Raw genomic sequence first — 25,500 nt, 5'->3', positions numbered from 1 at the left:
CACCCCACTCATGGCATGACATCGCCGGAATTCGGGCCGAGTGTCTGGCCGACAAACAGGTTGCCACCCGGCTCGCTGGCAAGCAGTACAGCGGTCGGCGCCACTTCATCGGCCAGGCCAAAGCGGCCCAGGGGCAACTCGGCAGCTTTGGCGCGTTTCCAGTCTTCGCTGATGCCGCCCACCAACGGCGTCTCGATCGGGCCGGGTGCAATGGCATTGACCAGCACGTTGTCCTTGGCCACTTCCAGCGCCAGGGATTTGGTGAAGCCGATCACCCCAGCCTTGGCCGCGGCGTAGTGGGTCAACTCGGCGCCGCCCTTGATACCCAGTTGCGAGGCCACATTAATGATGCGGCCCCAACGCTGCGCCAGCATGTGCGGCAAGGCGCGCTGACTGGCGACAAATACACTGGTGAGGTCGACGCGCAGCATGTCGTTCCACATCTTGATGGAAAGGTCGACGCAGCGTGCCTGGGTGAGCATGCCGGCATTGTTGACCAGAATATCGATGCCGCCGAAGTGCTCGACGCAGCGGTCGACACTGGCCTGGGCGCCTTCAACGCTGCCGACATCGGCCAGGCACTCGACCACCTCGGCGCCGAGGTTGCGGCAGGTGATCGCGGTTTCGGCGAGGCTGACGGCGTTGCGGTCGGCCAGCAGCAGGCGTGCGCCTTCAGCGGCGTAGGCACGGGCGATGGCGGCACCGATGCCGCTGCCGGCGCCGGTGATTACGGCACGACGGTTAACGAGTTGGGACATACAAGTCTCCTTGGACAAACACAGTTCCAATGTGGGAGCGGGCTTGCTCGCGAATACGGTGGGTCAGTAACACATGCATTGACTGACACGGCGCATTCGCGAGCAAGCCCGCTCCCACATTTGGATTGGATGCATTCAGTCGGGCCAGCGCACGGTTAAACCACCGTCGATGACGATGCTTTGGCCAGTCAAATAGCTCGACGCCTCACTGGTCAAAAACTGTACCAGCGACGCCACCTCATCCGCCCGCCCTACCCGCCCCAACGGAATCGCTCGCGCGGCCTTGGCCAGCCCTTCTGGCCCGAGTGAATTCTTCGCATCCAACGACTGCGGCGTCTCGATCAACCCCGGAATCACCGCATTGCAACGAATCCCCAACGCCGCCAACTCCACCGCCAGCGAACGGCACAACCCCGGCACGCCGGCTTTTGCCGCCGCGTAATGGCTGTGTTCCTGCCAGCCATACACACCGCCGGCAATCGATGAAATCGCCACCAGCGCGCCGCCCTCTTTCATGTGCCGGCTTGCAGCGCGGAAGGTGCGCATCACCCCCGTCAGGTCGATATTGAGCATCTCGTCCCACAGCTCATCGGTCATCTCCAGCAACGGCGCGCGGCGCAGCAAACCGGCGTTGGCCACGGCGTAATCGAGGCGGCCGAAGTGCTGCACGGCGGCCTCGGCCAGGGCGTCGACCGAGGCACTATTGCCCACGTCCAGCGGCAACATCAGGCATTCGCCGCCGGCTTCTTTCACCAGGGCCACGGTGGTATGCGGGTCATGGGGATCGGCCGGGAAATACCCGCCGACCACCGCCACGCCGCTGCGCGCATACGCCACGGCGAGGGCTTGGCCGATGCCGCTGGCGGCACCGGTAATCAAGGCAACTTTACGGCTCATCTAACACTCCTTACTGAACGGTTTCCGGCCGCACATGGCGTGCGGCAAACATCAGCGCACCGGACAAGAAGCACGGCAGCGCGCCGAACCACAGCGCGGCGGTCTGCCAGTCACTGCCGGCGGACAACACCTGGGTGGCGCCAAACCCTGCGACCACTGCACCAATCGGCCCCATGGCATGGATGATCGCGCCGCCGGTGGCGCGGATGCTGGTGGGGAAACTCTCACTGATAAAGAACAGCGCCGCCGAGTAAGGCCCGATCAGGAAGAACAGGCCCAGGCTGTACAGCCCCACCACCATCGGCATATTGCTTGGGCCGAACAGCATCCCGGCAAACGCCAGGCCGCCGAGCATCCAGCCCAGGCCGATCACGTTGCGGCGGCCGATCTTGTCGCCCATCCAGCCGTGGGTCAGGTAGCCGCAGTAACCCACCAGGTTGGACAACACGAGGATGATCAGCGAGTTTTCGAACGAAATATGGTGCACGCTGACGATCACCGAGGTGCCGAGCACGCTGAACACCTGGATCGCTGCCCAGTTCAGCAACAACGCGGCGCCGATCACCAGCGTGGCGCGCCGTGCCGGACCACGGAAGGCAGCTTTAAGGCCAGCCTTGCTGTGTTCGTCGTAGTCGACGCCGTAAGTCACAGCGACGTTTTGCGCTTCTTTTACCGCGCCGCTTTTACGCAGTTCGCTGATGCGCTGATGGATCTGGAACTGCGGGCTCTCCTTGAGCTTGCGCGCCATGATCGCGATCACGACGGCCGGGATCGCTGCAAAGATGAAACACCCCTGCCAGCCGATAATCGGCAGCAACAGCGCGGTCAACCCGGCAGCGATCAACGCGCCCACCGGCCAGCCGCCCTGCACCAGGCTGTAGATAAACCCGCGGCGCTTGGTCAGTCGTGGGTCTTCCGAGGCGCCATACAGCTCGCTCAGGTACGTGGCGTTGACGGTTTCCTCGGCATAGCCCAGGCCGCCCAGCGAACGAATCAGAATCAGCGGCGACTTGCCCCACGCACCGCCAATCGCGGTAAGTGCCGAGCACAGCGCGGAACCTGCCACGGTAAAAATAATGCCTTTGCGCCGGCCCAACTTGTCCACTACCGGGCCAATCGCAAAGGCGACCACCGCTGTGCCCACCGCCACCCATGTTGCGATTTCAGCTTGCTCCACTTCACCCCAGCCAAAATGCCGGCCGATCTCCGGCAGCAAGGTGCCGAAGAGGATGAAGTCATACACCGCAAACACCCAGGCGAAAAACGCGATCCAGGTGGCAAAGCGCACCTCTTGCGACGTCAGTTGCCGGGGTTTCCAGCCAGTCAGGTCAAGCTTGTTGTAGATGGACATAAATCGCGCCTCGCAGGGTTGGGGCAAATGCCGACTAGCCAAGGTGGAACCTGAACCACAGGTAACGGATGACTCAGATCAGGTACGCGGTTGGCGGCGGATAAAGTCGTCGGCGATTTCGTCGAAGGTGACAAAGCGCACGCCGGCATGGCTCTGGATGTGTTCGATCAGGCGCTCGAGCATCAACAGTACTTGCGGGCGGCCGGACACGTCGGGGTGGATGGTCATGGTGAACACCGCGTGTTCGTGTTCGCGGTAAACCCAGTCGAACTGGTCGCGCCACATCTCTTCCAGGTGGCGCGGGTTGACGAAGCCGTGGCTGTTGGGGGCTTTTTTGATGAACATCATCGGCGGCAGGTCGTCGAGGTACCAGTTGGCCGGGATTTCCACCAGGTCGGTTTCTTCGCCGCGCACCAAAGGTTTCATCCAGGTATCCGGGTGCTGGCTGTAATCGATCTTGGTCCAGCTGTCGCCCTTGCGCACGTAGTACGGATGGAAGTCGTTGTGCATCAAACTGTGGTCGTACTTGATGCCTTTTTTCAGCAGCAACTCGTTAGTGACCTTGCTGAATTCCCACCAGGGTGCGACATAACCGGTCGGGCGCTTGCCGGTGACCTGGGTGATCAGCTCGATCGACTTATCGAGGACGATTTCTTCCTGCTCGGCGGTCATCGCGATCGGGTTTTCGTGGCTGTAGCCGTGCACGCCGATTTCGTGGCCGGCGTCGGCCACCGCTTTCATCTGCTCGGGGAAGGTTTCCATTGAGTGACCGGGAATAAACCAGGTGGTGCGCAGGCCGTAGCGTTCGAACAGTTTGAGCAGGCGCGGCGCGCCAATTTCACCTGCGAACAAGCCGCGAGAGATGTCGTCCGGCGAGTCTTCACCGCCGTAGGAGCCGAGCCAGCCGGCGACGGCGTCTACGTCGACGCCAAATGCACAGAGAATGTCTTTAGCCATGGTATGTCTCCTTAAAAATTCAGGGTGGTTTCGACCGACAGTGCGGCCCTGAGCAGACGTGCGTCTTCGCCGCTTGGGGCGCTGAGCAGCAGGCCGGTGGGTAAACCCAGGGCATCACGGCCGCTGGGCAGGCTGACGCCAGGCATGTCGAGCAAACTGCCGGGCATGGTCAGGCGCAGGGTGGCGAGGTTGGTTTTGACGAACAGCTCGTCATCGGCTTGCAGCGGTGCAAGGGCCGGGGCGACATGGGCGACGGTCGGGGTAATGAGAACGGCACCGTCGAGTTCATCGACCAGTTGGAGTTGCAAGCGGCGACGCGCGTCGATCAGGTGCAGTAATTGGCTGGCAGGCAATTCACGCGCGGCCTCCAGGCGGCGACGTACACGCGGGTCGAGTTGCTCGGCATCGCTGCTGTCCAACAGGCCTTCGTGCAGGGCGAAGGCTTCGAATGAGCCGAGCCAGCCGTCCTGCTTGATCAGGTTGAGGGTGGCCTGGAAGGTGGCTGACGCGCGCACCTCGATCAGCGCACCGGCAGCCTTGAGCTGGTCCACGGCGCGCAGCAGGTTATTGCGCACGGCGGGCTCGATGTCTTCCAACGTGCCCTGCTCAAGGACGAAGTGCTGGCCCTTGAGGCTACGGGCGACGTGCTGTTGCGTGCGGCCGTTGAGCAGGTCGTCGATGGCCAGCGCATCGCGCACGCTGCGGGTCAGCGGGCCGAGGCTGTCGAGGGTGTGCGCCAGCGGGAATACGCCGTCGCGGCTGTAGCGCCGACAGCTGCTGCGGTAGCCCACCACACCATTGAGCGCCGCGGGGATGCGGATCGAGCCGGCGGTGTCGGTGCCCATGGCGATGGGCACGATCCCCGCCGCCACAGCGACCGCCGAGCCCGACGACGAGCCGCCGGGAATGCGCGGTTGATCGCTGCCATTGGGGTTATGGGGCGTGCCGAAATGCGGGTTCAGGCCCAGGCCGGAATACGCCAGTTCACTGAGATTGGTCTTGCCCAGGCTGACCATTCCGGCGCGGCACAACAGCCCGACACTGGGCGCATCGACCAAGGCCGGCGCAGCCTTGCGGCGATAGGCGGCGCCTGCGGTGGTGATGCTGCCGGCCACGTCGAACAAATCTTTCCAGGCCAGTGGCACGCCATCGAATGCGCTCAAAGGCTGCCCGGCACGCCAGCGCGCGGCGGCAGCCTCGGCCTCACGGCGTGCGCGCTCGGCGGTCAGGGAAATAAAGACACTGGGCGCCATGCTCGCGTGGACGAGTGCCTGCTCCAGTGCCTGCACCGGGTCGTTGCGACCGCTGGCGAACGCTTGGGCCATTGAGGTGGCGTCTGACATCAAGATGACCCTCACAAAACGTACATATTAATAAAATGTACGTTTTACAAAGGCAGATTTCGTGCCAGTCTCTTTGGACGTGTTGTGGTGTTCCTAAGCCATAACGTCAACACCAGCGGGATAGATGGTTTTGCAGGCTGCAAAAAATATCGGCGCACGTGCATGGCCTGGCCCGAATTGAAATAATGTATCTTTTATTAATAAATACATTTTGGTGCAAAAAGTAACGTTTCTCTCTTGGCGGCCCCAAAAAAGTGCCACCGCTGTAGCGCAGAGTGACAGGTGCATCTATGAGAGAATCCCCGACCAATTTCCTACACGCCCAAGAGAACACGATGAAAGCAGTGTCCGCCTCGGCCTCCCGTTACGCGATGATTCACCAACTGTTGCGTGATGCGATCGTTAACGGCACTGCGCGCCACGGGCTGGTGTTGCTGGAAGCGCCGCTGGCCGAGCTGTTCGGCACCAGCCGCGTTCCAGTCCGCAAGGCTTTGGACCTGCTGCATGACGAGGGCTTGATCTGCCGTTTCAATGGCCGAGGTTACTTGATCAACCCCAAAGGCCTGGTCATGGAGCCGCTGCGCTTGCCCCTGAGCCATGCGCACCTGGGCCTTGATGGCGAAGCTGAGTTGGTGGATACGCGGCCGCTGGGTGAGCGGATCGTCGAGGAGATCGGCGCGGCGCTGTCCACGTGTATCGCTTTTGGCCACTACCGCCTGGACGAGCAAGCCGCCGCTGACCACTACAGCGTCAGCCGCGCGGTGGTGCGTGAAGCGCTGATGCGCCTGCGCGACCGTGGCCTGGTGGAAAAAGAACCCTACTCCCAGTGGCTGGCCGGGCCGTTGACCGCGCGGGAAGTCACCGAAGACTACGAACTACGCGCCTGCCTGGAACCCGAAGCGCTGCGCCAGAGCGCGCCGAACCTGGACCGCGAAATGCTCGAAGCGATGTTGCAGCGCGTGCTGGATGCCCAGCAAAGCCCACACTGCAGCCTGGAAACCATCGAACAGATCGAAGAGGACTTGCACCAACGCTGCCTGGCCGGCCTGCAAAACCGCAAGATCGCCGCGCTGATCCGCCAGGGCCAGAGCCCGATGATCATCAGTCGTATTTTTTACCGTTTACTGGGAATCGGCGCAGATCCCGCCATGCTCGCCGAACATCGCTTGATTCTGGAGTTGTTGCTGCATGGGGCATTTGATGCGGCGGCGCTGAATTTGCGCGAGCATTTGCAGCGAGCGCGGCAGCGGATGTTGCAGCGCCTGAAGGTGCTGTCGGTGTTACCGGAGCAGCCGCTGCCGGCTTACCTGCACAAAATCAGCTGACGCCACTCGGTCTGACATGTGGGAGCTGGCTTGCCTGCGATGGCGGTGTATCAGTCACCCGATGTATCAACTGGCACACCGCTATCGCAGGCAAGCCAGCTCCCACATGGACTCAGCGTCGTTTTAGAAATTTCATGCAATATGTTGCTATCTCACGCCCACCATTGAAACCACCGCTACCCCGCCCCATCTAACCTGCATACTTCCTTATGCAGGTGCCCCATGAGCGACCAGCAAGAATTCCCGGACATCGACCTGAACGATTACGCCGACCCCGAAAACGCTGAGCACGAAACCTCGTCCAACACCGGCCTGGCCCTGCCTGGGCAAAACCTGCCGGACAAGGTCTATATCATCCCGATCCACAACCGGCCGTTCTTCCCGGCGCAGGTGTTGCCGGTGATCGTCAATGAAGAGCCGTGGGCCGAGACCCTGGAATTGGTGAGCAAATCCGACCATCATTCGCTTGCGCTGTTTTTCATGGACACACCACCCGAAGACCCGCGCCACTTCGACACGTCCAGCCTGCCGCTGTACGGCACGCTGGTGAAGGTGCACCACGCCAGCCGCGAGAACGGCAAGCTGCAGTTCGTCGCCCAGGGCCTGACCCGCGTGCGCATCAAGACCTGGCTCAAGCACCATCGCCCGCCATACCTGGTGGAAGTCGAATACCCGCACCAGCCCACCCAGCCGACCGACGAGGTCAAGGCCTACGGCATGGCGTTGATCAATGCGATCAAGGAACTGCTGCCACTCAACCCGCTGTACAGCGAAGAGTTGAAGAACTACCTCAATCGCTTCAGCCCCAACGACCCGTCGCCGCTCACCGACTTCGCCGCCGCGTTGACCTCGGCAACCGGTAACGAGTTGCAGGAAGTGCTGGACTGCGTCCCCATGCTCAAGCGCATGGAAAAAGTATTGCCAATGCTGCGCAAGGAAGTTGAAGTCGCGCGCCTGCAGAAGGAAATCTCCGCCGAGGTAAACCGCAAGATCGGTGAGCATCAGCGCGAGTTCTTCCTCAAGGAACAACTCAAGGTCATCCAGCAAGAGCTGGGCTTGACCAAGGATGACCGCAGCGCTGACGTCGAACAGTTCGAGCAACGCCTGGTGGGCAAAGTGCTGCCGGCCCAGGCGCAAAAACGCATCGGCGAAGAGATGAACAAGCTGTCGATCCTGGAAACCGGTTCGCCGGAATACGCGGTCACACGCAACTACCTGGACTGGGCCACTTCCGTGCCGTGGGGCGTATATGGCGAGGACAAGCTCGACCTGAAACACGCGCGCAAAGTGCTGGATAAGCACCATGCGGGCCTGGACGACATCAAAAGTCGCATCCTCGAATTCCTCGCGGTCGGTGCTTACAAAGGCGAAGTCGCCGGTTCCATCGTGCTGCTGGTCGGCCCGCCGGGCGTGGGCAAGACCAGTGTGGGTAAATCCATCGCCGAATCCCTGGGCCGGCCGTTCTATCGGTTCAGCGTTGGCGGCATGCGCGACGAGGCCGAGATCAAGGGCCATCGCCGCACCTACATCGGCGCCCTGCCGGGCAAGCTGGTGCAGGCGCTTAAAGATGTGGAAGTGATGAACCCGGTGATCATGCTCGACGAGATCGACAAGATGGGCCAGAGCTTCCAGGGCGACCCGGCGTCTGCGCTGCTGGAAACCCTCGACCCTGAGCAGAACGTCGAATTCCTCGATCACTACCTGGACCTGCGCCTGGACCTGTCCAAAGTGCTGTTCGTGTGTACCGCCAACACCCTGGACTCGATCCCCGGCCCGTTGCTGGACCGTATGGAAGTGATTCGCCTGTCGGGCTATATCACCGAAGAAAAAGTCGCCATCGCCAAGCGTCACCTGTGGCCCAAGCAGCTGGAAAAAGCCGGCGTGGCGAAAACCAGCCTGAGCATCAGCGACGGCGCCCTGCGTGCGTTGATCGACGGTTATGCGCGGGAAGCCGGGGTGCGCCAGTTGGAGAAACAGCTGGGCAAACTGGTGCGCAAGGCGGTGGTCAAGCTGCTGGATGAGCCAGACTCGGTGATCAAGATCGGCAACAAGGACCTGGAAAGCTCATTGGGCATGCCGGTGTTCCGCAACGAGCAAGTGCTGTCGGGCACTGGTGTGATCACTGGCCTGGCCTGGACCAGCATGGGCGGCGCGACCTTGCCGATTGAGGCGACGCGCATCCACACGCTCAATCGCGGCTTCAAACTCACCGGGCAGTTGGGTGAAGTGATGAAAGAGTCCGCCGAGATCGCCTACAGCTACATCAGCTCGAACCTGAAGTCGTTTGGCGGCGATCCGAAGTTCTTCGATGAAGCCTTCGTACACCTGCACGTGCCGGAAGGCGCCACACCAAAAGACGGCCCGAGCGCGGGTGTCACCATGGCCAGTGCGCTGCTGTCGCTGGCGCGCAACCAGCCGCCGAAAAAAGGCGTGGCCATGACCGGCGAGCTGACCTTGACCGGGCATGTGCTGCCGATTGGCGGCGTGCGCGAGAAGGTGATTGCGGCGCGCCGCCAGAAGATTCACGAGCTGATCTTGCCGGAGCCGAATCGCGGGAGCTTTGAGGAGTTGCCGGAGTACCTGAAGGAAGGCATGACGGTACACTTTGCCAAGCGCTTTGCCGATGTGGCGAAGGTGCTCTTCTAAATTTCACTCCAACCCTGTGGCGAGGGAGCTTGCTCCCGCTGGACTGCGCAGCAGTCCCAACAAAGCCGGGGCCGCTTCGCGGCCAGCGGGAGCAAGCTCCCTCGCCACAAAGGTTTCTGTCACTGTCTGCTTGTCACACCTTGTCTCATCTTCGGTTATGCTCGCCCTTCGTCGCCACACAACGGAGCCTCCATGACCGCTGCCCGCCTGCTTCTCCCCTTGAGCCTTGCCCTGCTGGCCGGATGCGCCAGTGCCCCCAAGCAAAACGTCACAGTGGACAACCAGAGCGCCTGCCCGCTGCAGCTTAAAACCGGACAAAACCTGATCCTCACCCTGCCGAGCAACCCCACCACCGGCTACCGCTGGGCCATCCAGGATTCCGCGGGCGGTGTGCTGCGTGCCTTGAGCCCGGAGGTCTACAGCAGCGCGGAATCCGGTGTGATCGGCGGCGGCGGCCACTCCACCTGGCGCTTCCAGGCCTTCGCGGCCGGCCAGGGCCGTTTGCGCCTGACATCCCAGCAACCCTGGGAGCCGGAAGCCGAACCGGCCGAAACCTTCGACTGCGCCATTACGGTGAACTGATATGCCATGGCTGATCCTTGCGCTGATGGGCGCCGGCACCTTTATCTACGGCCTGACCACCCACGCCACCTTGTTGTGCCTGCTGGTCAAACCACTGCCGGTGCTCGCGCTGCTGGGCTGGCTGCATGATGCGCCGCCCACTGACTATCGACGCTGGATCAGCCTGGGGCTGATTTTTTCCCTGGTCGGTGATGTGCTGCTCGCTTGGCCGGGCGACCTGTTTATCTTTGGCCTCGGCGCGTTCCTGTTTGCGCACCTGGCGTATCTGAAAGCCTATTTCAGCGATTGCCGCCGCCTGGCGGTGTTGCCATTGGTATTGGCGCTGGGTGTGGGGGCAATCCTGCTGAGTATTTTGATTTCCCACGGCCTCGGCGACTTGCTGATTCCAGTGGTGGTTTACGCCCTGGTGATCAGTGCCATGCTTTGGCGTGCGCTCGCACGGCTGGGCAGTGAAGTGCCCAAACGCTCGGCATGGCTTGCGGCAGCGGGGGCGGTGTCGTTTGTGTTTTCCGACACGCTGATCGGCATCAACCGGTTTGTGTTGGCCTTCGATGCGGCACCGTATTTGCTGATCACCACCTATTGGCTGGGTCAGTGGGGTATTACCGCTTCGGCTTTCCATCAGACAACCCGCGCACATGAGGGCCAACTTGGCTAAAATGCCGGCCTTTCCCCCCTCGTCGCCGGAACAACCGTGAGCAAAGAACCCGATCGCCTATTCGCCCAGCCCCTGCCCCAGGTGCCGGACTTCGCCTTTAACGAGGACGTGGTGCGGGTGTTCCCGGACATGATCAAGCGCTCGGTGCCGGGTTACCCGACCATCGTCGAGAACCTCGGCGTGCTTGCGGCGCAATTTGCCCAGCCGGGCAGCGTGCTTTACGACCTCGGTTCGTCCCTAGGCGCCGTGACCCAAGCCTTGCGTCGCCACGTGCGCACCGACGGCTGCCGGGTGATTGCAGTGGATAACTCCGCCGCCATGGTCGAGCGCTGCCGCGAATACCTCAACGGTCAGGACTCGATGTTCCAGGAGTTGCTGCCGGTTGAGGTGATTGAGGGCGACATTCTCGCGCTGCAATTTAAGCCTGCTTCGGTGGTGGCATTGAACTTCACCCTGCAATTTATCGCGCCTGACCAACGCCTGGCGTTGCTCGGGCGTATCCGCCAGTCGCTGCTGCCAGGCGGGGCGTTGATCCTTTCGGAAAAGCTGCGTTTCAACGATCCCGAAGAACACGCGCTGCTCACCGACCTGCATATCGCGTTCAAACGCGCCAACGGCTACAGCGAACTGGAAATTGCCCAGAAGCGCAGCGCCATCGAAAACGTCATGAAGCCCGACAGCCTCGAAGAACACCGCGAACGCCTGCTGGCGGCCGGGTTCTCGAAAGTCGTGCCGTGGTTCCAGTGTCTTAACTTTGCCTCGTTGATTGCCTTGCCATGATTGATTTGTCCCCCCTCGCCCGCCACTTGGTCGGTACTCCTCTGGCCGTATGGGCCCAGGGCCTGCAAGCGCAGCTCGACAGCAAAATGGAAAAGGGTCACGGCGACCTGGAGCGCTGGCAAAGTGCGCTGGACGCACTGCCGCAGATCCAGCCCAGCGAAGTCGATTTGCTCAATGGCCTGACGCTTGATACCGATTGCGACGACGCCACCCGCGCACAAATGCACACCGCCCTGATGGGCCTGAGCCCGTGGCGCAAAGGCCCGTTCAACCTGTTCGGCGTGCACGTGGACACCGAATGGCGTTCGGACTGGAAATGGTCGCGGGTGGCGCCGCACCTGGATTTGAAGGGCAAGCGCATCCTCGATGTGGGCTGCGGCAACGGGTATTACATGTGGCGCATGCTCGGCGCGGGCGCCGACAGCGTGATTGGCGTAGACCCGAACTGGCTGTTTTTCTGCCAGTTCCAGGCGGTGCAGCGCTACTTGTCCGAGCCAAAGGCCTGGCACTTGCCGTTCCCGTTTGAGGACCTGCCGTCGAACCTGGAAGGCTTCGATACGGTGTTTTCCATGGGCGTGTTCTATCACCGTCGCTCGCCGATCGAGCATCTGCTGGCACTCAAGGACACACTGGTCAAAGGTGGCGAGTTGGTGCTGGAAACCCTGGTAGTGGACGGCGATCAGCAGCAAGTGCTGGTGCCGGAAGACCGCTACGCACAGATGCGCAACGTGTGGTTCCTGCCGTCGGTGCCGGCACTGATGCTGTGGCTGCGCCGCGCGGGTTTCAGTGAAGTGCGTTGTGTGGATGTGAGCGTGACCACGGTTGAAGAACAACGCGGCACCGAGTGGATGAAGTATCAGTCGCTGAGTGATTTCCTGGACCCGGATGATCACAGCAAGACCATCGAAGGGCTGCCGGCGCCGATGCGGGCGGTGATTATCGCCAAGAAATAAACACTGATGTCCCTGACTAAATGGGGATCAAAATGTGGGAGCTGGCTCCTCGGTGTTCTTTAGAGTGTGGGCTTGGCTCTGCGGGCCTTGAAGAATTCACTCAGTACCGTGCCACATTCCTCGGCCAACACCCCGCCTTCATACAGCACCCGATGGTTGAGAAAACCCTGGGTAAAAAACTGCCCCTGGCTTTGCACAATCCCGGCCTTGGGCTCCAGCGCGCCGTACACCACCCGCGCGATGCGCGAATGCACAATCAAACCAGCGCACATGCTGCACGGTTCCAGTGTCACGTACAGCGTGCTGCCCACCAGCCGGTAGTTGCTGATCGCCTGCGCAGCGGCGCGAATGGCGACCATCTCGGCATGGGCGCTGGGGTCGTTGCCGCTGATCGGGCAGTTAAAGCCACGGCCGATGATTTCACCGCCTTGCACCAGCACCGCGCCCACGGGCACTTCGCCAAGTGCCGCGCCCTGAGCGGCAAGGGCCAGAGCCTCACGCATGAAGTGCTGGTCGCGGCTGCGGTCGATAATCGCTGCGGGGCGAATCTGGCGCATCACGCCACCTCGATGGCGGCCATCAGGCCGGTTTCCATATGGTCGATCACGTGGCAGTGAAACATCCACACGCCTGGGTTATCGGCCACCAACGCCACGCGCGCACGCTCGTTCTTGCCCAGCAGGTAGGTGTCGGTGAAATACGGAATCACCTTGTGGCGGTTCGAGGCGATCACCTTGAAGCTCATGCCGTGCAGGTGAATCGGGTGCTGGTACTGGGTCATGTTCTTCAATTCAAAAATGTAGCTCTTGCCCTTCTCAAGCCTGGCAATCGGGCGGTCGGCGCAGGTCTTGTCGGTGATGTCCCAGGCCTTGCCGTTGATCTGCCACAGGCTCGGCGGTTTGCCGTCATCCACCGACACGCTGCCGACCCACTCAAAATTGAAGTTGAGTTTCTCGGCATTGGCCAGGTCCGGCTCGGCAATCGGGTTGGCGGGCAGTGCTGGCGGCCATTCGCTCGGCGCGTCGGTAGTGGCGACTGAACGGAAAGTGCCGAGACGCACCGGGCCGTTACGGATCGACAGCTCTTCCCCCGCCGGTGGCGCCTTGATCGCCAGGCAAATGCGCATGCCCGGGCCCAGCCAGTATTCTTTGCCCAACGGGCGCGGCTCGATGGGGTTGCCATCCAGTGCGTAGATCTGCGCTTCAACGTCGGGGATGTTGAGGCGATACGTCAGGGTGTTGTCGAGGTTGAGCAAGCGCACGCGGGTGATCTGCCCGGCAGGCAGATCGATCACCGCCTGGGGCACGCCATTGATGGTCGACAACCGCCCGGCCGTGCCACCACGCGCCGCTTCACGGGGCACGCTGAAGGCGACAAAAGCGCCCTCTTCGTCCACGTGCCAGCTTTTCAGGCTCAAGGTGCATTCGTGTTTGAAACCGGTGGGCTCGCGCTCTTCGACAATCAGCGGGCCGACCAGGCCACGGCCAAGTTCTTCGCTGCTGTTCACATGGGGGTGATACCAGTAGCTGCCGGCATCGGGCACGCGGAATTTGTAGTCGAAATATTCACCGGGCAGTACCGGCAGTTGCGAGACGTAGGGCACGCCGTCCATTTCCAGCGGCAGGCGGATGCCGTGCCAGTGAATGGTGGTGGCGACCGGCAGGTGGTTGATAAAACGTACCCGCAGCCACTCGCCTTGGCGCACACGCAACTCGGTGCCTGGCGCCGAGGGGCCGAACGCCCAGGCTTCGGTCTTGTGGCCGGGCACCAGTTCCACGTCCAACGGTGCGGCAATCAGCTCGTAATCGTGGCCCGCGTTGGCCTCGGCGACTTTCCCCAGCCAGTAGCGATAGGCGCCACCGGCACCGACGCCCACGACGGCTAGGCCTGCCAGGCCACCCAGGATTTGTCGACGGGAAAAGGATCGGGACACAACAACCTCACGTATCTGCCGCAGGCCAGAGGCCCGCAAAGGGCAGATACGATACACCTGCATCGGCTAAACAGTAAGGCTTCGCATTGCCGCATGGCGAAAACGCCGATGAAGACTCTGAAGATTTCCTGTGGGAGCTGGTTTGTGTGGGAGCCGGGCTTGCCCGCGATACAGGCGCCTCGGTTTTTCAGTTTTACCGAGGTGATGCTATCGCAGGCAAGCCAGCTCCCACACAAGCCCGCTCCACAGGAGATTTCCAGTGTCTGATCAGTGCTTGGCAGCCGCCAGAATCAGGGCTTTCATTTCGGCAACCGCGCCTTTGAAACCGACGAACAGCGCATGCGCCACCAGCGCATGGCCGATGTTCAGCTCGTTGATGCCCTTGATCGCGGCCACGGCTTCGACGTTGTGGTAGTGCAAGCCATGGCCGGCGTTGACGATCAGGCCTTCGTTGAGGCCGCACTTGACGCCGTCGATGATGCGCTGCAGTTCCTCAGCCACTTCGGTGGGCGTGGTGGCATCGGCGTAACGGCCAGTGTGCAGTTCGATCGCTGGCGCGCCGACGCGACGCGACGCTTCGATCTGGCGCTCGTCGGCGTCGATGAACAGTGACACTTCGCTGCCGATCTTCGACAGGCGCTCCACCGCCGCCTTGATCCGTGCTTCCTGGCCGGCCACGTCGAGGCCGCCTTCGGTGGTGAGTTCCTGGCGGGTTTCCGGCACCAGGCAGATATGCGCCGGGCGGATGCGCTCGGCGAACGCCATCATTTCTTCGGTGACGCCCATCTCGAAGTTCATGCGGGTTTGCAGCACGTCCTTGAGCACCAGTACATCGCGCTCCTGGATGTGGCGGCGGTCTTCGCGCAGGTGCACGGTGATGCCGTCGGCGCCCGCTTCTTCGGCGTCCAGCGCGGCCTTGACCGGGTCGGGGTAACGGGTGCCCCGGGCCTGGCGCAGGGTGGCGACGTGGTCGATGTTGACGCCAAGAAGAATGCGATTGCTGGTGGTCACGGAAGCGCTCCTGAAAAGGGAAAGAAACGCTGCACAGCATACACGGGCTTGTCAGGGCTTTCGAAACAACTCGCGACTGACCAGCGGGCGCCCGCCCAAATGCACGGCCAGCGCCTGGCGCATCAGGCGCTTGGCGGCGGACAAGGCACCAGGCGCTGTCCAGTCCGCTTCGCTCATGGCCAACAGCTCTGTGCCCTGGAACAGGCCCGGTTGCAGCAGGTACACGCGCTCAAGGCCGGCGTCGACTTGCAGGCGGTACATACCGTCGGCGGCGATGGGGTCGCCGTGCAGGTCGTTGCTCAGTTCGAAGCCGTAGCCCAAGTCATCGAGCAGGCGCCATTCGAAGGCGCGCAGCAGCGGCTCCAGCGGGCGACCTTCGGCCAGGGCCATAAGCGTGGCGGCATAGTGATCGAAGACGGCGGGGTGCGGGTCTTCGGCGGGCAGCAGGCGGATCAACAGTTCGTTGAGGTAGAGGCCACTGAACAGCGCTTCGCCATTGAGCCAGGCCGAGGTGCCGACGCTCTCCAGGCGGCCGACGTTTTTCAGCTCGCCCTTGCCACGAAACTCTACGTCCAGCGCCACAAACGGCCGTGCCAACGTACCCGCTTTGCCCCGCGCACTGCGCAACACCGCGCGCAAGCGGCCTTGGGGCGTGAGGAAATCCACCAAAGCGCTGGTCTCGCGGTAGGCGCGGCTGTGCAGGACGTAGGCGAGTTGGCTGGGGGGTGGGGTTTGGGACATGCAAGTCTCTTCGCAGAACTTAAGAACAGCGACAAACCAATGTGGGAGCGGGCTTGCCCGCGATGCAGGCACCTCGGTCATTCAGTTGCACCGAGGTGATGCTATCGCAGGCAAGCCAGCTCCCACACAAGCCCGCTCCCACAGAGATACTGCGGGGTGTTACAGGTCGCCGTAGCCCAGGGAACGCAGCGCGCGCTCATCATCGGACCAACCACCTTTAACCTTCACCCACAGGTTAAGCATGATCTTGGAATCAAACAGCAATTCCATATCCTTGCGCGCTTCGGTGCCAATGCGTTTGATGCGCTCGCCCTTGTCGCCAATGATGATTTTCTTCTGGCCGTCACGCTCTACAAGGATCAACGCGTGGATATGCAGGGTTTTGCCCTGCTGCTTGAACTCTTCGATTTCAACGGTGATCTGGTACGGCAGCTCGGCACCCATCTGGCGCATGATTTTCTCGCGTACCAGTTCGGCGGCGAGGAAACGGCTGCTGCGGTCGGTGATCTGGTCTTCCGGGAAGAAGTGCTCGTTCTCCGGCAGGTGCTCGGCGATCACGCGTTCCAGGGCCTCAAGGTTGTGGCCGTGCTGGGCCGAGATCGGGATGATCTGGGCGTTCGGCAGTTGTTCCTGCAGCCAGCTGAGGTGCGGCATCAGCTCAGCCTTGTCTTCGATACGGTCGGTCTTGTTCAGCGCGACGATCAACGGGCCAGTGACGTACTGCACGCGCTCCAGAACCATTTGGTCTTCGTCGGTCCACTTGGTGCGGTCGACCACGAAGATCACCACGTCGACGTCTTTCAACGCCGCCGAAGCGGTTTTGTTCATGTAGCGGTTCAGCGCCTTCTCGCCACCTTTGTGCATGCCTGGGGTGTCGACGTAGACCGCTTGCACATTGCCTTCGGTCTTGATGCCCAGCATGTTGTGGCGGGTGGTCTGCGGCTTGCGCGAGGTGATCGCCAGCTTCTGGCCGAGGATGTGGTTCAGCAGCGTGGACTTGCCCACGTTCGGGCGGCCGACGATGGCAACATAGCCACAGCGTGTTGCGGTTGAATCAGTCATGGCCATTCTCCACGCCCAGGGCAATCAGTGCTGCAGCGGCCGCTACCTGTTCGGCAATACGACGGCTCACACCCTGACCTCGGCTTTTTTCATTCAATAAGGTGATTTCACATTCCACGAAGAACACGCGGCAATGGGGTTCACCCTGGATATCCACCACTTCGTAGCGTGGCAGTTCGCAACCACGCGACTGCAGGTATTCCTGCAGGCGGGTCTTGGGATCTTTGTTGGTGTCGACCAGCGTCAGGCTCTCGATCTCCGACGCCAGCCAGGCGACTACGCGCTCCTTGGCGGTCTCCATGCCTGCATCCAGGTAGATCGCACCGATCAACGCTTCGAGGGCATCGGCCAGGATCGACTCGCGGCGAAAGCCACCGCTTTTCAGCTCGCCGGACCCCAGGCGCAGGTACTCACCCAGGCCGAAACCACGGGCCAGCACGGCCAGGGTCTCGCCTTTTACCAGGCGTGCACGCAGGCGTGACAGCTGGCCCTCGCGCGCTTGCGGGAAACGCTCGAACAGCGCCTCACCGGCGGCAAAGTTGAGGATGGCATCACCGAGGAATTCCAGGCGCTCGTTATTGCGCCCTGCAAAGCTGCGGTGTGTGAGGGCAAGGACCATCAATTCCTGATCCTTGAAGGTGTAGCCGAGCTGGCGCTCGAGACGGCTTAGAGAAACGCTCACGGTTTACCCATTTCTGTTTGGTGGCACCGGCGGCCATCGACGATTGACGCAGTGTTCAAATTCAAATCCTGATTGGTACAGCAAGGAGTTGGGCCAATAATTGTCCCAACCCCAGAAAAGCATTCGGCGCTGTGTTCACAGCGCCGCCTGTATTACTTGATCAGCCCGACCCGCGAGAAGTTCGGCAGGTGGCTGAGCTTGGGTTCCGGCCAGCTCATCCAGACCGCAAAGGCCTTGCCGACAATGTTCTCGTCGGGAACCATGCCCAGCAGGTCCTTGGGGATATTAGGGTCATCCCAATACCGGCTGTCGTTGGAGTTGTCACGGTTGTCGCCCATCATGAAGTAGTGCCCGGCCGGCACTTTCCATTCGGTGTCGGGCGGCGAGCGGTAGCGGCTCATTTCCTTGCGGATCTGGTGCTCTACTGCGCCGAGTTTTTCCTGATACAGCTCAGCGCTGCCCAGGGTGTTCGGCTCGGTGCCGATCAACTTCTCGGCTACCGACTCACCATTGACGAACAGGCGCTTGTCGCTGGTGTAGCGAATCACGTCGCCCGGCAGGCCCACGACACGCTTGATGTAGTTGACGTTCGGGTCGCTTGGGTAGCGAAACACCATCACATCGCCGCGCTGCGGGTCACCGACCGGGATGACTTTCTTGTCGAGCACCGGCAGGCGGATCCCGTAGGAGAACTTGTTCACCAGGATGAAGTCGCCCACGTCCAGGGTAGGTTTCATCGACCCCGAAGGGATCTGAAACGGCTCCACCAGGAACGAACGCAGCACCAGCACGATGAACAACACCGGGAAGAACGACTTGCCGTATTCAACCAGCAAAGGCTCTTTGTTCAGTTTCTCGATTGCCACCGCATCGGGCTGGCTGACGCTGCCCTGATACGAGGCGATCGCCGCCCGCCGACGCGGGGCGAAGAACACCAGATCGAGCAACGCCAGGAGACCGCAAACGGCAACGGCGATGACCAGCAACAGCGGGAAATTTAGTGACATAGGACCTAACTATCCAACCTGAGCACTGCAAGGAAGGCTTCTTGTGGAATTTCCACGTTGCCCACTTGCTTCATGCGTTTCTTACCGGCCTTTTGCTTCTCAAGCAGCTTGCGCTTACGGCTTACGTCACCGCCGTAGCATTTGGCCAGTACGTTCTTTCTGAGTGCCTTGACGGAGGTCCGTGCAATGATCTGCCCGCCAATGGCGGCCTGGATCGCGACATCGAACATCTGGCGCGGAATCAGTTCTTTCATTTTTTCGGTCAACTGGCGACCTTTGTAGTGCGCGTTGTCCTTGTGCACGATCAGCGCCAGTGCATCCACCTTGTCGCCGTTGATCAGCACATCCAGTTTCACCAGATTAGCCGATTGGTAACGGTCGAAATGGTAATCCAGCGAAGCATAGCCGCGACTGGTGGATTTGAGACGGTCGAAGAAGTCCAGAACCACTTCGTTCATCGGCAAATCGTAGGTCACTTGCACCTGGGTACCGAGGAACAACATGTCGTGCTGCACGCCACGTTTTTCGATACACAGGGTAATAACGTTGCCCAAGTGCTCTTGCGGAACCAGGATATTGGCCCGCACGATCGGCTCGCGCATGTCTTCGATGGAGGACAGATCCGGAAGCTTGGACGGGTTGTCGACGTAAATCGTTTCACCGGTTTTCAGCGCCAGCTCAAAAATAACCGTCGGCGCCGTGGTGATCAGGTCCAGGTCGTATTCGCGCTCGAGGCGCTCCTGGATGATCTCCATGTGCAGCATGCCCAGGAAACCGCAGCGGAAGCCGAAGCCCAGGGCATCGGAGCTTTCCGGGGTGTACTGCAACGACGAGTCGTTGAGGGTCAGCTTCTGCAGCGCTTCGCGGAAGTCTTCGAAGTCGTCGGAGCTGACCGGGAACAGGCCGGCGTAAACCTGCGGCTGGATGCGTTTGAAGCCCGGCAGCACGTCGACGTCAGGGGTGGAGCTCAAGGTCAGGGTGTCACCCACTGGCGCACCGTGAATGTCCTTGATACCGGCGATGATGAAGCCCACTTCACCGGCTTTGAGGTCGGTGGTGGCGGTGTGTTTCGGGTTGAATACACCGACGCTGTCCACCAGGTGGATCTTGCCGGTGGATTTGACCAGGATCTTGTCGCCCTTCTTCACACGGCCGTGGCGCACGCGTACCAGGGAAACAACGCCCAGGTAGTTGTCGAACCAGGAGTCGATGATCAACGCTTGCAGCGGATCTTCGTAGTTGCCGGTAGGCGCAGGAATGGTCTTGACCAGGCGCTCGAGCACTTCGTCAACGCCCAGGCCGGTCTTGGCGCTGCACTCGACGGCGTCGGTGGCGTCAATGCCGATGATTTTTTCGATTTCTTCTTTAACGCGGTCAGGATCGGCCTGGGGCAGGTCGATCTTGTTCAGTACCGGCATGACCTCAAGGCCCTGCTCGATCGCGGTGTAGCAGTTGGCCACGGACTGGGCTTCAACACCCTGGCCGGCATCGACCACCAGCAAGGCACCTTCACAGGCGGCCAGCGAACGGCTGACTTCGTAGGTGAAGTCAACGTGGCCAGGGGTGTCAATGAAGTTCAGCTGGTACTTGATACCGTCTTTTGCGGTGTAGTACAGGGTAACGCTGTGGGCCTTGATGGTGATGCCGCGCTCGCGCTCGAGGTCCATGGAGTCCAGGACCTGGGCTTCCATTTCACGCTCGGCAAGGCCGCCGCACATCTGGATGAATCGATCGGCCAGCGTCGACTTACCATGGTCAATGTGGGCGATGATGGAGAAATTGCGGATATGACTCAAATCACTCACGGATCAACACTCAAAAAGGCTGCAGGCAGATTGCCCGCTGAAAAATAGCCGGGAATTGTACCTGATGCTCGGGCCGGGCGTCATCTTTGCTGACCAGAACAAAAATGCCCCGGTCATATGAGCGGGGCATTTTTTGTGCATAAGCGCGGTATCAACCGGCCCGGCGCAACAGCCAGAACCCGGCCACGGCGCAGACCGCCGTCGGTACCAGCACCGCAAACAGCGGCGAGAAACCGAATACCAGGCTCGACGGGCCAAGCAGGTCCTGGGCGATGCGGAAGGTAAAGCCCACCAGCACGCCGGTAAACACACGCTGGCCGAGCGTTACCGAACGCAGCGGGCCGAAGATGAACGAAATAGCCATCAGCACCAACGCGGCGGTGACCAGCGGCTGCAACACCTTGACCCAAAATGCCAACCAGTAACGGCCATTGTTCAGGCCCTGATCCTTGAGATAGTGGATGTAACTCCACAAACCGGAGATCGGCAGGCTTTCCGGGATCATGACCACGGTATTGAGCAGTTCCGGCTTCAGGGCAATGTCCCACTGTTCAGACGGCACATTGATCACTTCGGTGTAGGCCTTGATGCCCTGCCCCACATTACGGAAATACGTCGTGGTGACATCGTACAGCTCCCATTTCCCCTCGTCGTACTGCGCACGCTTGGAGAAACTGGAGGTCAGCATATGCCGCTCTTTGTCGAACGTATAACGCGTCACACCCACCAGCAAACCGCCCGGTTGCACGGCGTTGATGTGAATAAACTCATCACCCTGGCGGTGCCACAGGCCGTGCTTGGCGCTCTGCGCATCCCCCGAACCCTGGGCCAGGGCACGATTGGCCTGGGCCGTGGCTTCGGTCGGTGGTGCTACGTACTCGCCGATCAGCACACTGCACGCCATCAGCAACAGCATGGGTTTCATGACGGCCCAGACGATGCGGCCGATGGAAACGCCCGCCGCTCGCATAATGGTCAATTCGCTGCTGCTGGCCAGGCTGCCCAGGCCGATCAGGCAGCCGATCAGCGCCGCCATCGGCATCATGTCGTAGAGGCGACGCGGTGCGGTCAGCGCCACGTAGCTCAATACGTGGGTGACGGTATAGGTGTCGGTGACGTTGCCCACTTCATCAATAAAGGCAAACAGGCAAGCCAGGCCAAGGATGATGCCCAATACCGCCAGGATGGCGATCAGTACGCTGCTACCAATGTAGCGGTCGAGCTTAGCCACGAGCCAACTCCTTCAGGCCACGACGGCTCTTCATTTTCAAACGGATAGGTTCCCAGTAGAGCAGCCCCAGGCCGATCACCAGGAAGATCCCGTGCACCCACCACAGGCCCAGGGTTGGCGACAGCTTGCCCTTCTCCAGGGAGCCACGGGCAGAAATCAGGATGGTCAGGTAAGCCATGTACAAAAGGATCGCCGGCAACAGCTTGAGGAAGCGGCCCTGGCGCGGGTTGACGCGCGACAGCGGCACCGCCATCAACGTCACGATGAACACCAGCAGCGGCAGGGAGAGTCGCCATTGCAGCTCGGCAACGGAGCGCAGCTCGGGATTACCGATCAGCGATAGCGTCGGCAGTGCATCGCGGTCGGTGACCTCTTCACTGATGTCAGGCTTGGCCAGCATTACGCCATAAGTGTCGTATTTGACCGCCCGGTATTCCGCCAGCCCAGGGCTGCCGTCGTAGCGGTAGCCATTTTCCAGGATCAGGTAGCGGTTACCGTCAGGGCGTATTTCCTGGCGCCCGCTGTTGGCTACCAGAATCGAAATACCGCGGTCCTTCTGGTTCAGGCCGAGGTTTTTCTGCGAGATGAACACACCGCCAAGGTTAGAGCGGTCGTCGGTCATGGTTTCGGTATAGGTGACCCGCGTGCCGTCGTTGAGCGCCTGGAAGCGCCCGGGCTCCAGGGTATCGAACTCGGTCATCGCGTCCTGCTTGTTCAGCAGCAACTGGAACTGCATGGCGCCCTGGGGCGCCAGGCTCATGCTCAACCAGGCCACCACCAGCGCAACGCCGGTGGCCGGCACCATGGTCATGGCCAGCAGACGCTGCTGGCTCATGCCGGTGGCCGAAAGCACGGTCATTTCACTTTCAAGGTAAAGCCGGCCATAGGCCAGCAGGATGCCGAGAAACAGGCCAAGCGGCAGGATCAGTTGCAAAAAACCCGGCAGGCGAAAGCCCATGATCAGGAACAACGAGCCCGGATCCAGGGCGCCCGAGGCCGCCTGGGCGAGGAATTTGACGAAACGACCACTCATGGTGATGACCAGCAATACCGCACTCACGGCACTCAGGGTCAACAGGACTTCGCGGGACAGATAACGGAAGACGATCAAACCAGACACTCCAGGGTTGTCAGGCTAAGGCGGCCAAACAAGCAAGCATACCGAGTCGACCCACATGCACGGGCCGGCTAAAAAGATTGCGCATTATCCTGTGATTGACCGCGCCTGTCACGGTGCTTGCTCATACGCACGCACAAAGCGTGCTGCAAGGGTTGTCAGGCTGCTCTGGCGAGGTTCAAACTGCGGCCTTTGTCGCGGGCGGTTTACAAAGCTGCCAAGCATCAAAGCCTGCGTACAGACGCCAGGCTCACAGACCTTAAATAAGGGACCCGAAAATGGAATTGGTTGTAAAAAGCGTTAGCCCCGAAACGTTGAAAACCGCCACCCTCGTGGTCGCCGTCGGCGAAGGGCGCAAGCTCGGCGCCGCCGCCAAGCAACTGGACGAACTGAGCGGCGGCGCCATCAGCGCGGTCCTCAAGCGCGGCGACCTGGCCGGCAAAGTCGGCCAAAGCCTGCTGCTGCAAAGCCTGCCCAACCTCAAAGCCGACCGTGTATTGCTGGTGGGCGTGGGCAAGGACGCCGAACTGGGCGACCGCCCGTTCCGCAAGATCATCAGCGGTATCCTCACCACTCTTAAAGGCCTGGGCGGCACCGATGCGGCGCTGGCCCTCGATGAAATCGTAGTAAAAGGCCGCGACAGCTACGGCAAGACCCGCCTGCTGGCCGAAAGCCTGGTGGACGGCGGTTACGTCTTCGACCAGTTCAAGAGCCAGAAGGCCGAACCGCGCGCCATCAAGAAAATCACCCTGCTGACCATCAAGGCCGCCCAGGCTGAAGTCGAGCGCGCCGTCACCCACGCCACCGCCATCGCCAACGGCATGTCGTTTACCCGTGACCTGGGCAACCTGCCGCCGAACATCTGCCACCCAACCTACCTGGGCGAACAAGCCAAGGCGCTGGGCAAGGAGTTCAAGGGCCTGAAGGTTGAAGTGCTGGACGAGAAGAAGATCAAGGAACTGGGCATGGGCTCGTTCTATGCCGTGGGCCAGGGCAGCGACCAGCCGCCACGCCTGATCGTGATGCAATACAACGGCGGCAAGAAGTCCGAGAAGCCTTACGCGCTGGTCGGCAAAGGCATCACCTTCGACACCGGCGGCATCAGCCTCAAGCCGGGCGCCGGCATGGACGAAATGAAATACGACATGGGCGGCGCCGCCAGCGTGTTCGGCACCCTGCGTGCCGTGCTGGAACTCAAGCTGCCGATCAACCTGGTGTGCATCCTGGCCTGCGCCGAGAACATGCCGAGCGGTGGTGCTGCACGCCCGGGTGACATCGTCACCACCATGAGCGGCCAGACTGTCGAGATCCTCAACACCGACGCCGAAGGCCGTCTGGTGCTGTGCGACGCCCTCACCTACGCCGAACGCTTCAAGCCACAGGCCGTGATCGACATTGCCACCCTGACCGGTGCCTGCGTGGTCGCCCTGGGCGCTCACACCTCGGGCCTGCTGGGTAACAACGACGAGTTGATCGAGCAACTGCTCAGCGCCGGCAAGGCTGCCGACGACCGCGCCTGGCAACTACCGCTGTTCGACGAGTACCAGGAACAACTGGACAGCCCGTTCGCCGATATCGCCAACATCGGCGGCCCAAAAGCCGGCACCATCACCGCCGCCTGCTTCCTGTCGCGCTTCGCCAAGAACTTCAACTGGGCGCACCTGGACATCGCCGGCACGGCCTGGACCAGCGGCGGCAAGGACAAGGGCGCCAGTGGCCGTCCGGTTCCTCTGTTGACCCAGTACCTGCTGGATCGCGCCAAAGCCTGAAACTGAAGATTCCGGGGCGGCCTTCACGGCGCCCCGGTCTCAGGAACCGCAATGACCCAAGTCGACTTCTATATATTGCCCAGCGCCGATCCCTCTGCGCGCCTGGACTTTGCCTGCAAACTTACCGAAAAAGCCTGGCGCATGGGCCACCGCATCTACCTGCATTGCAGCGATGCCGCTCAGCGTGAAGACCTTGACGCCCGCCTGTGGCGCTTCAAGGGCGAAAGCTTCGTGCCCCACGGCCCCGCCGAGTCCGAACCCGAAGGCCTGATTGTGCTGGGTTTGGGCGACAACTGCGGCGATCACCAAGACCTGCTGGTGAACCTCGACCTGAAAGTACCGGCCTTTGCCAAGGCTTTTGCCCGCGTGGCGGAAGTGGTGGTCGAAGACCCGGCTATTCGTCAGGCCGCGCGGGAGAGTTTCCGTTTCTACCGCGAACAGGGCTATCCTCTGCAAGATCACCGGCTACAACGACTTTGAGCACACGATGGACACTCCAAACCCGCTAAAAAAAGACGACCACTTGCTGGACGACCTGGAGTCGATCCGTCAATTGCTCGGTGATGATGAGTTGCAACCGCCGCTGCTGACCGAATCGGTCGAGGGCGAGGTACAGATTCCGCTGTTGTTCGACATGGTCGGTGGCAAACCTGCCGCACCTGAACCTGTCACACCAGCCCCCACTGCAGAACCGCCCCCCGCCGCAGAAAAAGCCCCCGACGCGTTGCTGCTGCACCTGGACAATGAACTGCGTGCCGCCGCGCAACTGATCATGCAGGATGTGATCGACGACTTTGCCCCGCATATTGAAGCCGAGATCAAACGGCGAATGGATGCGCGCATGGAGCGGTTGCTCAGCCAATACCAGTCCTGAGCCTTACTTAGATCCCTG

Annotated in this window: 24 protein-coding genes; 9 read left to right on the top strand and 15 right to left on the bottom strand. The window is 61.2% G+C overall.

What is annotated here, in order from left to right; all coding sequences use genetic code 11:
• Window positions 1–8: 8 nt before the first annotated feature.
• The 5 genes from AOA62_RS09060 to AOA62_RS09040 all read right to left on the bottom strand — a co-directional run bounded on the left by AOA62_RS09060 (window position 9) and on the right by AOA62_RS09040 (window position 5,306).
• Window positions 9–758, bottom strand: a complete 750-nt coding sequence (locus AOA62_RS09060; protein WP_099548489.1) for an SDR family NAD(P)-dependent oxidoreductase — start codon at window positions 756–758, stop codon at window positions 9–11.
• Between the two features lie 135 nt (window positions 759–893).
• Window positions 894–1,655 carry an SDR family NAD(P)-dependent oxidoreductase gene (locus tag AOA62_RS09055; RefSeq protein WP_099548488.1) on the bottom strand — a complete coding sequence of 254 codons (762 nt, stop codon included), beginning with the start codon at window positions 1,653–1,655 and terminating at the stop codon, window positions 894–896.
• A 10-nt stretch (window positions 1,656–1,665) separates the two neighbouring features.
• On the bottom strand, window positions 1,666–3,006 hold the full coding sequence (locus tag AOA62_RS09050) for an MFS transporter (RefSeq protein WP_065912690.1): 1,341 nt from the start codon (window positions 3,004–3,006) through the stop codon (window positions 1,666–1,668).
• A 78-nt stretch (window positions 3,007–3,084) separates the two neighbouring features.
• A complete protein-coding gene (locus tag AOA62_RS09045) occupies window positions 3,085–3,963 on the bottom strand; it encodes a polysaccharide deacetylase (RefSeq protein WP_003234086.1) in 879 nt (292 codons plus the stop codon).
• A gap of 11 nt (window positions 3,964–3,974) precedes the next feature.
• Complete coding sequence (locus tag AOA62_RS09040; protein ID WP_099548487.1) at window positions 3,975–5,306, bottom strand: amidase; 1,332 nt, start codon at window positions 5,304–5,306, stop codon at window positions 3,975–3,977.
• A 335-nt stretch (window positions 5,307–5,641) separates the two neighbouring features.
• Between AOA62_RS09040 and AOA62_RS09035 the strand changes: the two genes are divergently transcribed.
• The 6 genes from AOA62_RS09035 to cmoB all read left to right on the top strand — a co-directional run bounded on the left by AOA62_RS09035 (window position 5,642) and on the right by cmoB (window position 12,250).
• Window positions 5,642–6,631: a GntR family transcriptional regulator gene (locus AOA62_RS09035; protein ID WP_017136306.1), complete on the top strand. Its 990-nt coding sequence runs from the start codon at window positions 5,642–5,644 to the stop codon at window positions 6,629–6,631.
• A gap of 222 nt (window positions 6,632–6,853) precedes the next feature.
• A complete protein-coding gene (lon, locus tag AOA62_RS09030; RefSeq protein ID WP_099548486.1) occupies window positions 6,854–9,277 on the top strand; it encodes an endopeptidase La in 2,424 nt (807 codons plus the stop codon).
• 192 nt (window positions 9,278–9,469) lie between these two features.
• Entirely contained in the window at window positions 9,470–9,859 is a 390-nt protein-coding gene (locus tag AOA62_RS09025; RefSeq protein ID WP_017136304.1) for a protease inhibitor I42 family protein, read from the top strand.
• Window position 9,860: 1 nt separating this feature from the next.
• Window positions 9,861–10,517: a lysoplasmalogenase gene (locus AOA62_RS09020; protein WP_099548485.1), complete on the top strand. Its 657-nt coding sequence runs from the start codon at window positions 9,861–9,863 to the stop codon at window positions 10,515–10,517.
• A gap of 36 nt (window positions 10,518–10,553) precedes the next feature.
• The gene (gene cmoA / locus AOA62_RS09015; RefSeq protein ID WP_017136302.1) at window positions 10,554–11,297 is read left to right on the top strand and encodes a carboxy-S-adenosyl-L-methionine synthase CmoA; all 744 of its coding nucleotides are present in this window, start codon (window positions 10,554–10,556) and stop codon (window positions 11,295–11,297) included.
• Window positions 11,294–12,250 (top strand): tRNA 5-methoxyuridine(34)/uridine 5-oxyacetic acid(34) synthase CmoB, encoded by a 957-nt coding sequence (gene cmoB / locus AOA62_RS09010; RefSeq protein ID WP_099548484.1) that lies wholly within the window; start codon window positions 11,294–11,296, stop codon window positions 12,248–12,250. Before cmoA ends, cmoB begins: the two co-directional genes overlap by 4 nt.
• Before the next feature lie 59 nt (window positions 12,251–12,309).
• Here the strand turns inward: cmoB and tadA are convergent, their stop codons facing one another.
• The 10 genes from tadA to lptF form a co-directional block, all read right to left on the bottom strand.
• A complete protein-coding gene (tadA, locus tag AOA62_RS09005; protein ID WP_017136300.1) occupies window positions 12,310–12,807 on the bottom strand; it encodes a tRNA adenosine(34) deaminase TadA in 498 nt (165 codons plus the stop codon).
• Window positions 12,807–14,183 carry a multicopper oxidase family protein gene (locus tag AOA62_RS09000; protein WP_099548694.1) on the bottom strand — a complete coding sequence of 459 codons (1,377 nt, stop codon included), beginning with the start codon at window positions 14,181–14,183 and terminating at the stop codon, window positions 12,807–12,809. The genes tadA and AOA62_RS09000 overlap by 1 nt, the downstream gene beginning before the upstream one ends.
• A gap of 267 nt (window positions 14,184–14,450) precedes the next feature.
• The gene (pdxJ, locus tag AOA62_RS08995) at window positions 14,451–15,194 is read right to left on the bottom strand and encodes a pyridoxine 5'-phosphate synthase (RefSeq protein WP_017136297.1); all 744 of its coding nucleotides are present in this window, start codon (window positions 15,192–15,194) and stop codon (window positions 14,451–14,453) included.
• Between the two features lie 51 nt (window positions 15,195–15,245).
• Window positions 15,246–15,935, bottom strand: coding sequence for a DNA repair protein RecO (gene recO, locus AOA62_RS08990; RefSeq protein WP_099548483.1), 690 nt, complete (start codon window positions 15,933–15,935; stop codon window positions 15,246–15,248).
• Between the two features lie 159 nt (window positions 15,936–16,094).
• Window positions 16,095–16,997: a GTPase Era gene (era, locus tag AOA62_RS08985; protein WP_028618988.1), complete on the bottom strand. Its 903-nt coding sequence runs from the start codon at window positions 16,995–16,997 to the stop codon at window positions 16,095–16,097.
• A complete protein-coding gene (gene rnc, locus AOA62_RS08980) occupies window positions 16,990–17,679 on the bottom strand; it encodes a ribonuclease III (protein WP_017136295.1) in 690 nt (229 codons plus the stop codon). The genes era and rnc overlap by 8 nt, the downstream gene beginning before the upstream one ends.
• Before the next feature lie 152 nt (window positions 17,680–17,831).
• Window positions 17,832–18,686: a signal peptidase I gene (gene lepB, locus AOA62_RS08975; protein ID WP_017136294.1), complete on the bottom strand. Its 855-nt coding sequence runs from the start codon at window positions 18,684–18,686 to the stop codon at window positions 17,832–17,834.
• Between the two features lie 5 nt (window positions 18,687–18,691).
• Window positions 18,692–20,491 (bottom strand): translation elongation factor 4, encoded by a 1,800-nt coding sequence (gene lepA / locus AOA62_RS08970; protein ID WP_003210439.1) that lies wholly within the window; start codon window positions 20,489–20,491, stop codon window positions 18,692–18,694.
• 151 nt (window positions 20,492–20,642) lie between these two features.
• The gene (lptG, locus tag AOA62_RS08965) at window positions 20,643–21,722 is read right to left on the bottom strand and encodes an LPS export ABC transporter permease LptG (protein ID WP_017136293.1); all 1,080 of its coding nucleotides are present in this window, start codon (window positions 21,720–21,722) and stop codon (window positions 20,643–20,645) included.
• The gene (lptF, locus tag AOA62_RS08960; RefSeq protein ID WP_017136292.1) at window positions 21,715–22,833 is read right to left on the bottom strand and encodes an LPS export ABC transporter permease LptF; all 1,119 of its coding nucleotides are present in this window, start codon (window positions 22,831–22,833) and stop codon (window positions 21,715–21,717) included. The genes lptG and lptF overlap by 8 nt, the downstream gene beginning before the upstream one ends.
• Window positions 22,834–23,117: 284 nt before the next feature.
• Here lptF and AOA62_RS08955 point away from each other — a divergent pair, with 284 nt between their 5' ends.
• From AOA62_RS08955 to AOA62_RS08945, 3 genes are read left to right on the top strand one after another with little or no spacing between them, the layout of a single operon-like run.
• Window positions 23,118–24,608 (top strand): leucyl aminopeptidase, encoded by a 1,491-nt coding sequence (locus AOA62_RS08955; protein WP_017136291.1) that lies wholly within the window; start codon window positions 23,118–23,120, stop codon window positions 24,606–24,608.
• Between the two features lie 51 nt (window positions 24,609–24,659).
• The gene (locus tag AOA62_RS08950) at window positions 24,660–25,088 is read left to right on the top strand and encodes a DNA polymerase III subunit chi (RefSeq protein WP_017136290.1); all 429 of its coding nucleotides are present in this window, start codon (window positions 24,660–24,662) and stop codon (window positions 25,086–25,088) included.
• Window positions 25,089–25,095: 7 nt separating this feature from the next.
• Window positions 25,096–25,482, top strand: coding sequence for a DNA polymerase III subunit chi (locus AOA62_RS08945; RefSeq protein ID WP_099548482.1), 387 nt, complete (start codon window positions 25,096–25,098; stop codon window positions 25,480–25,482).
• Window positions 25,483–25,500: the final 18 nt, after the last annotated feature.

This window comes from Pseudomonas sp. 2995-3 (genome assembly GCF_002742565.1).
GTDB lineage: Bacteria > Pseudomonadota > Gammaproteobacteria > Pseudomonadales > Pseudomonadaceae > Aquipseudomonas > Aquipseudomonas edaphica.
Note: the sequence above shows the minus strand (reverse complement) of the source record. Positions and strands in the feature narration are given on the sequence as shown.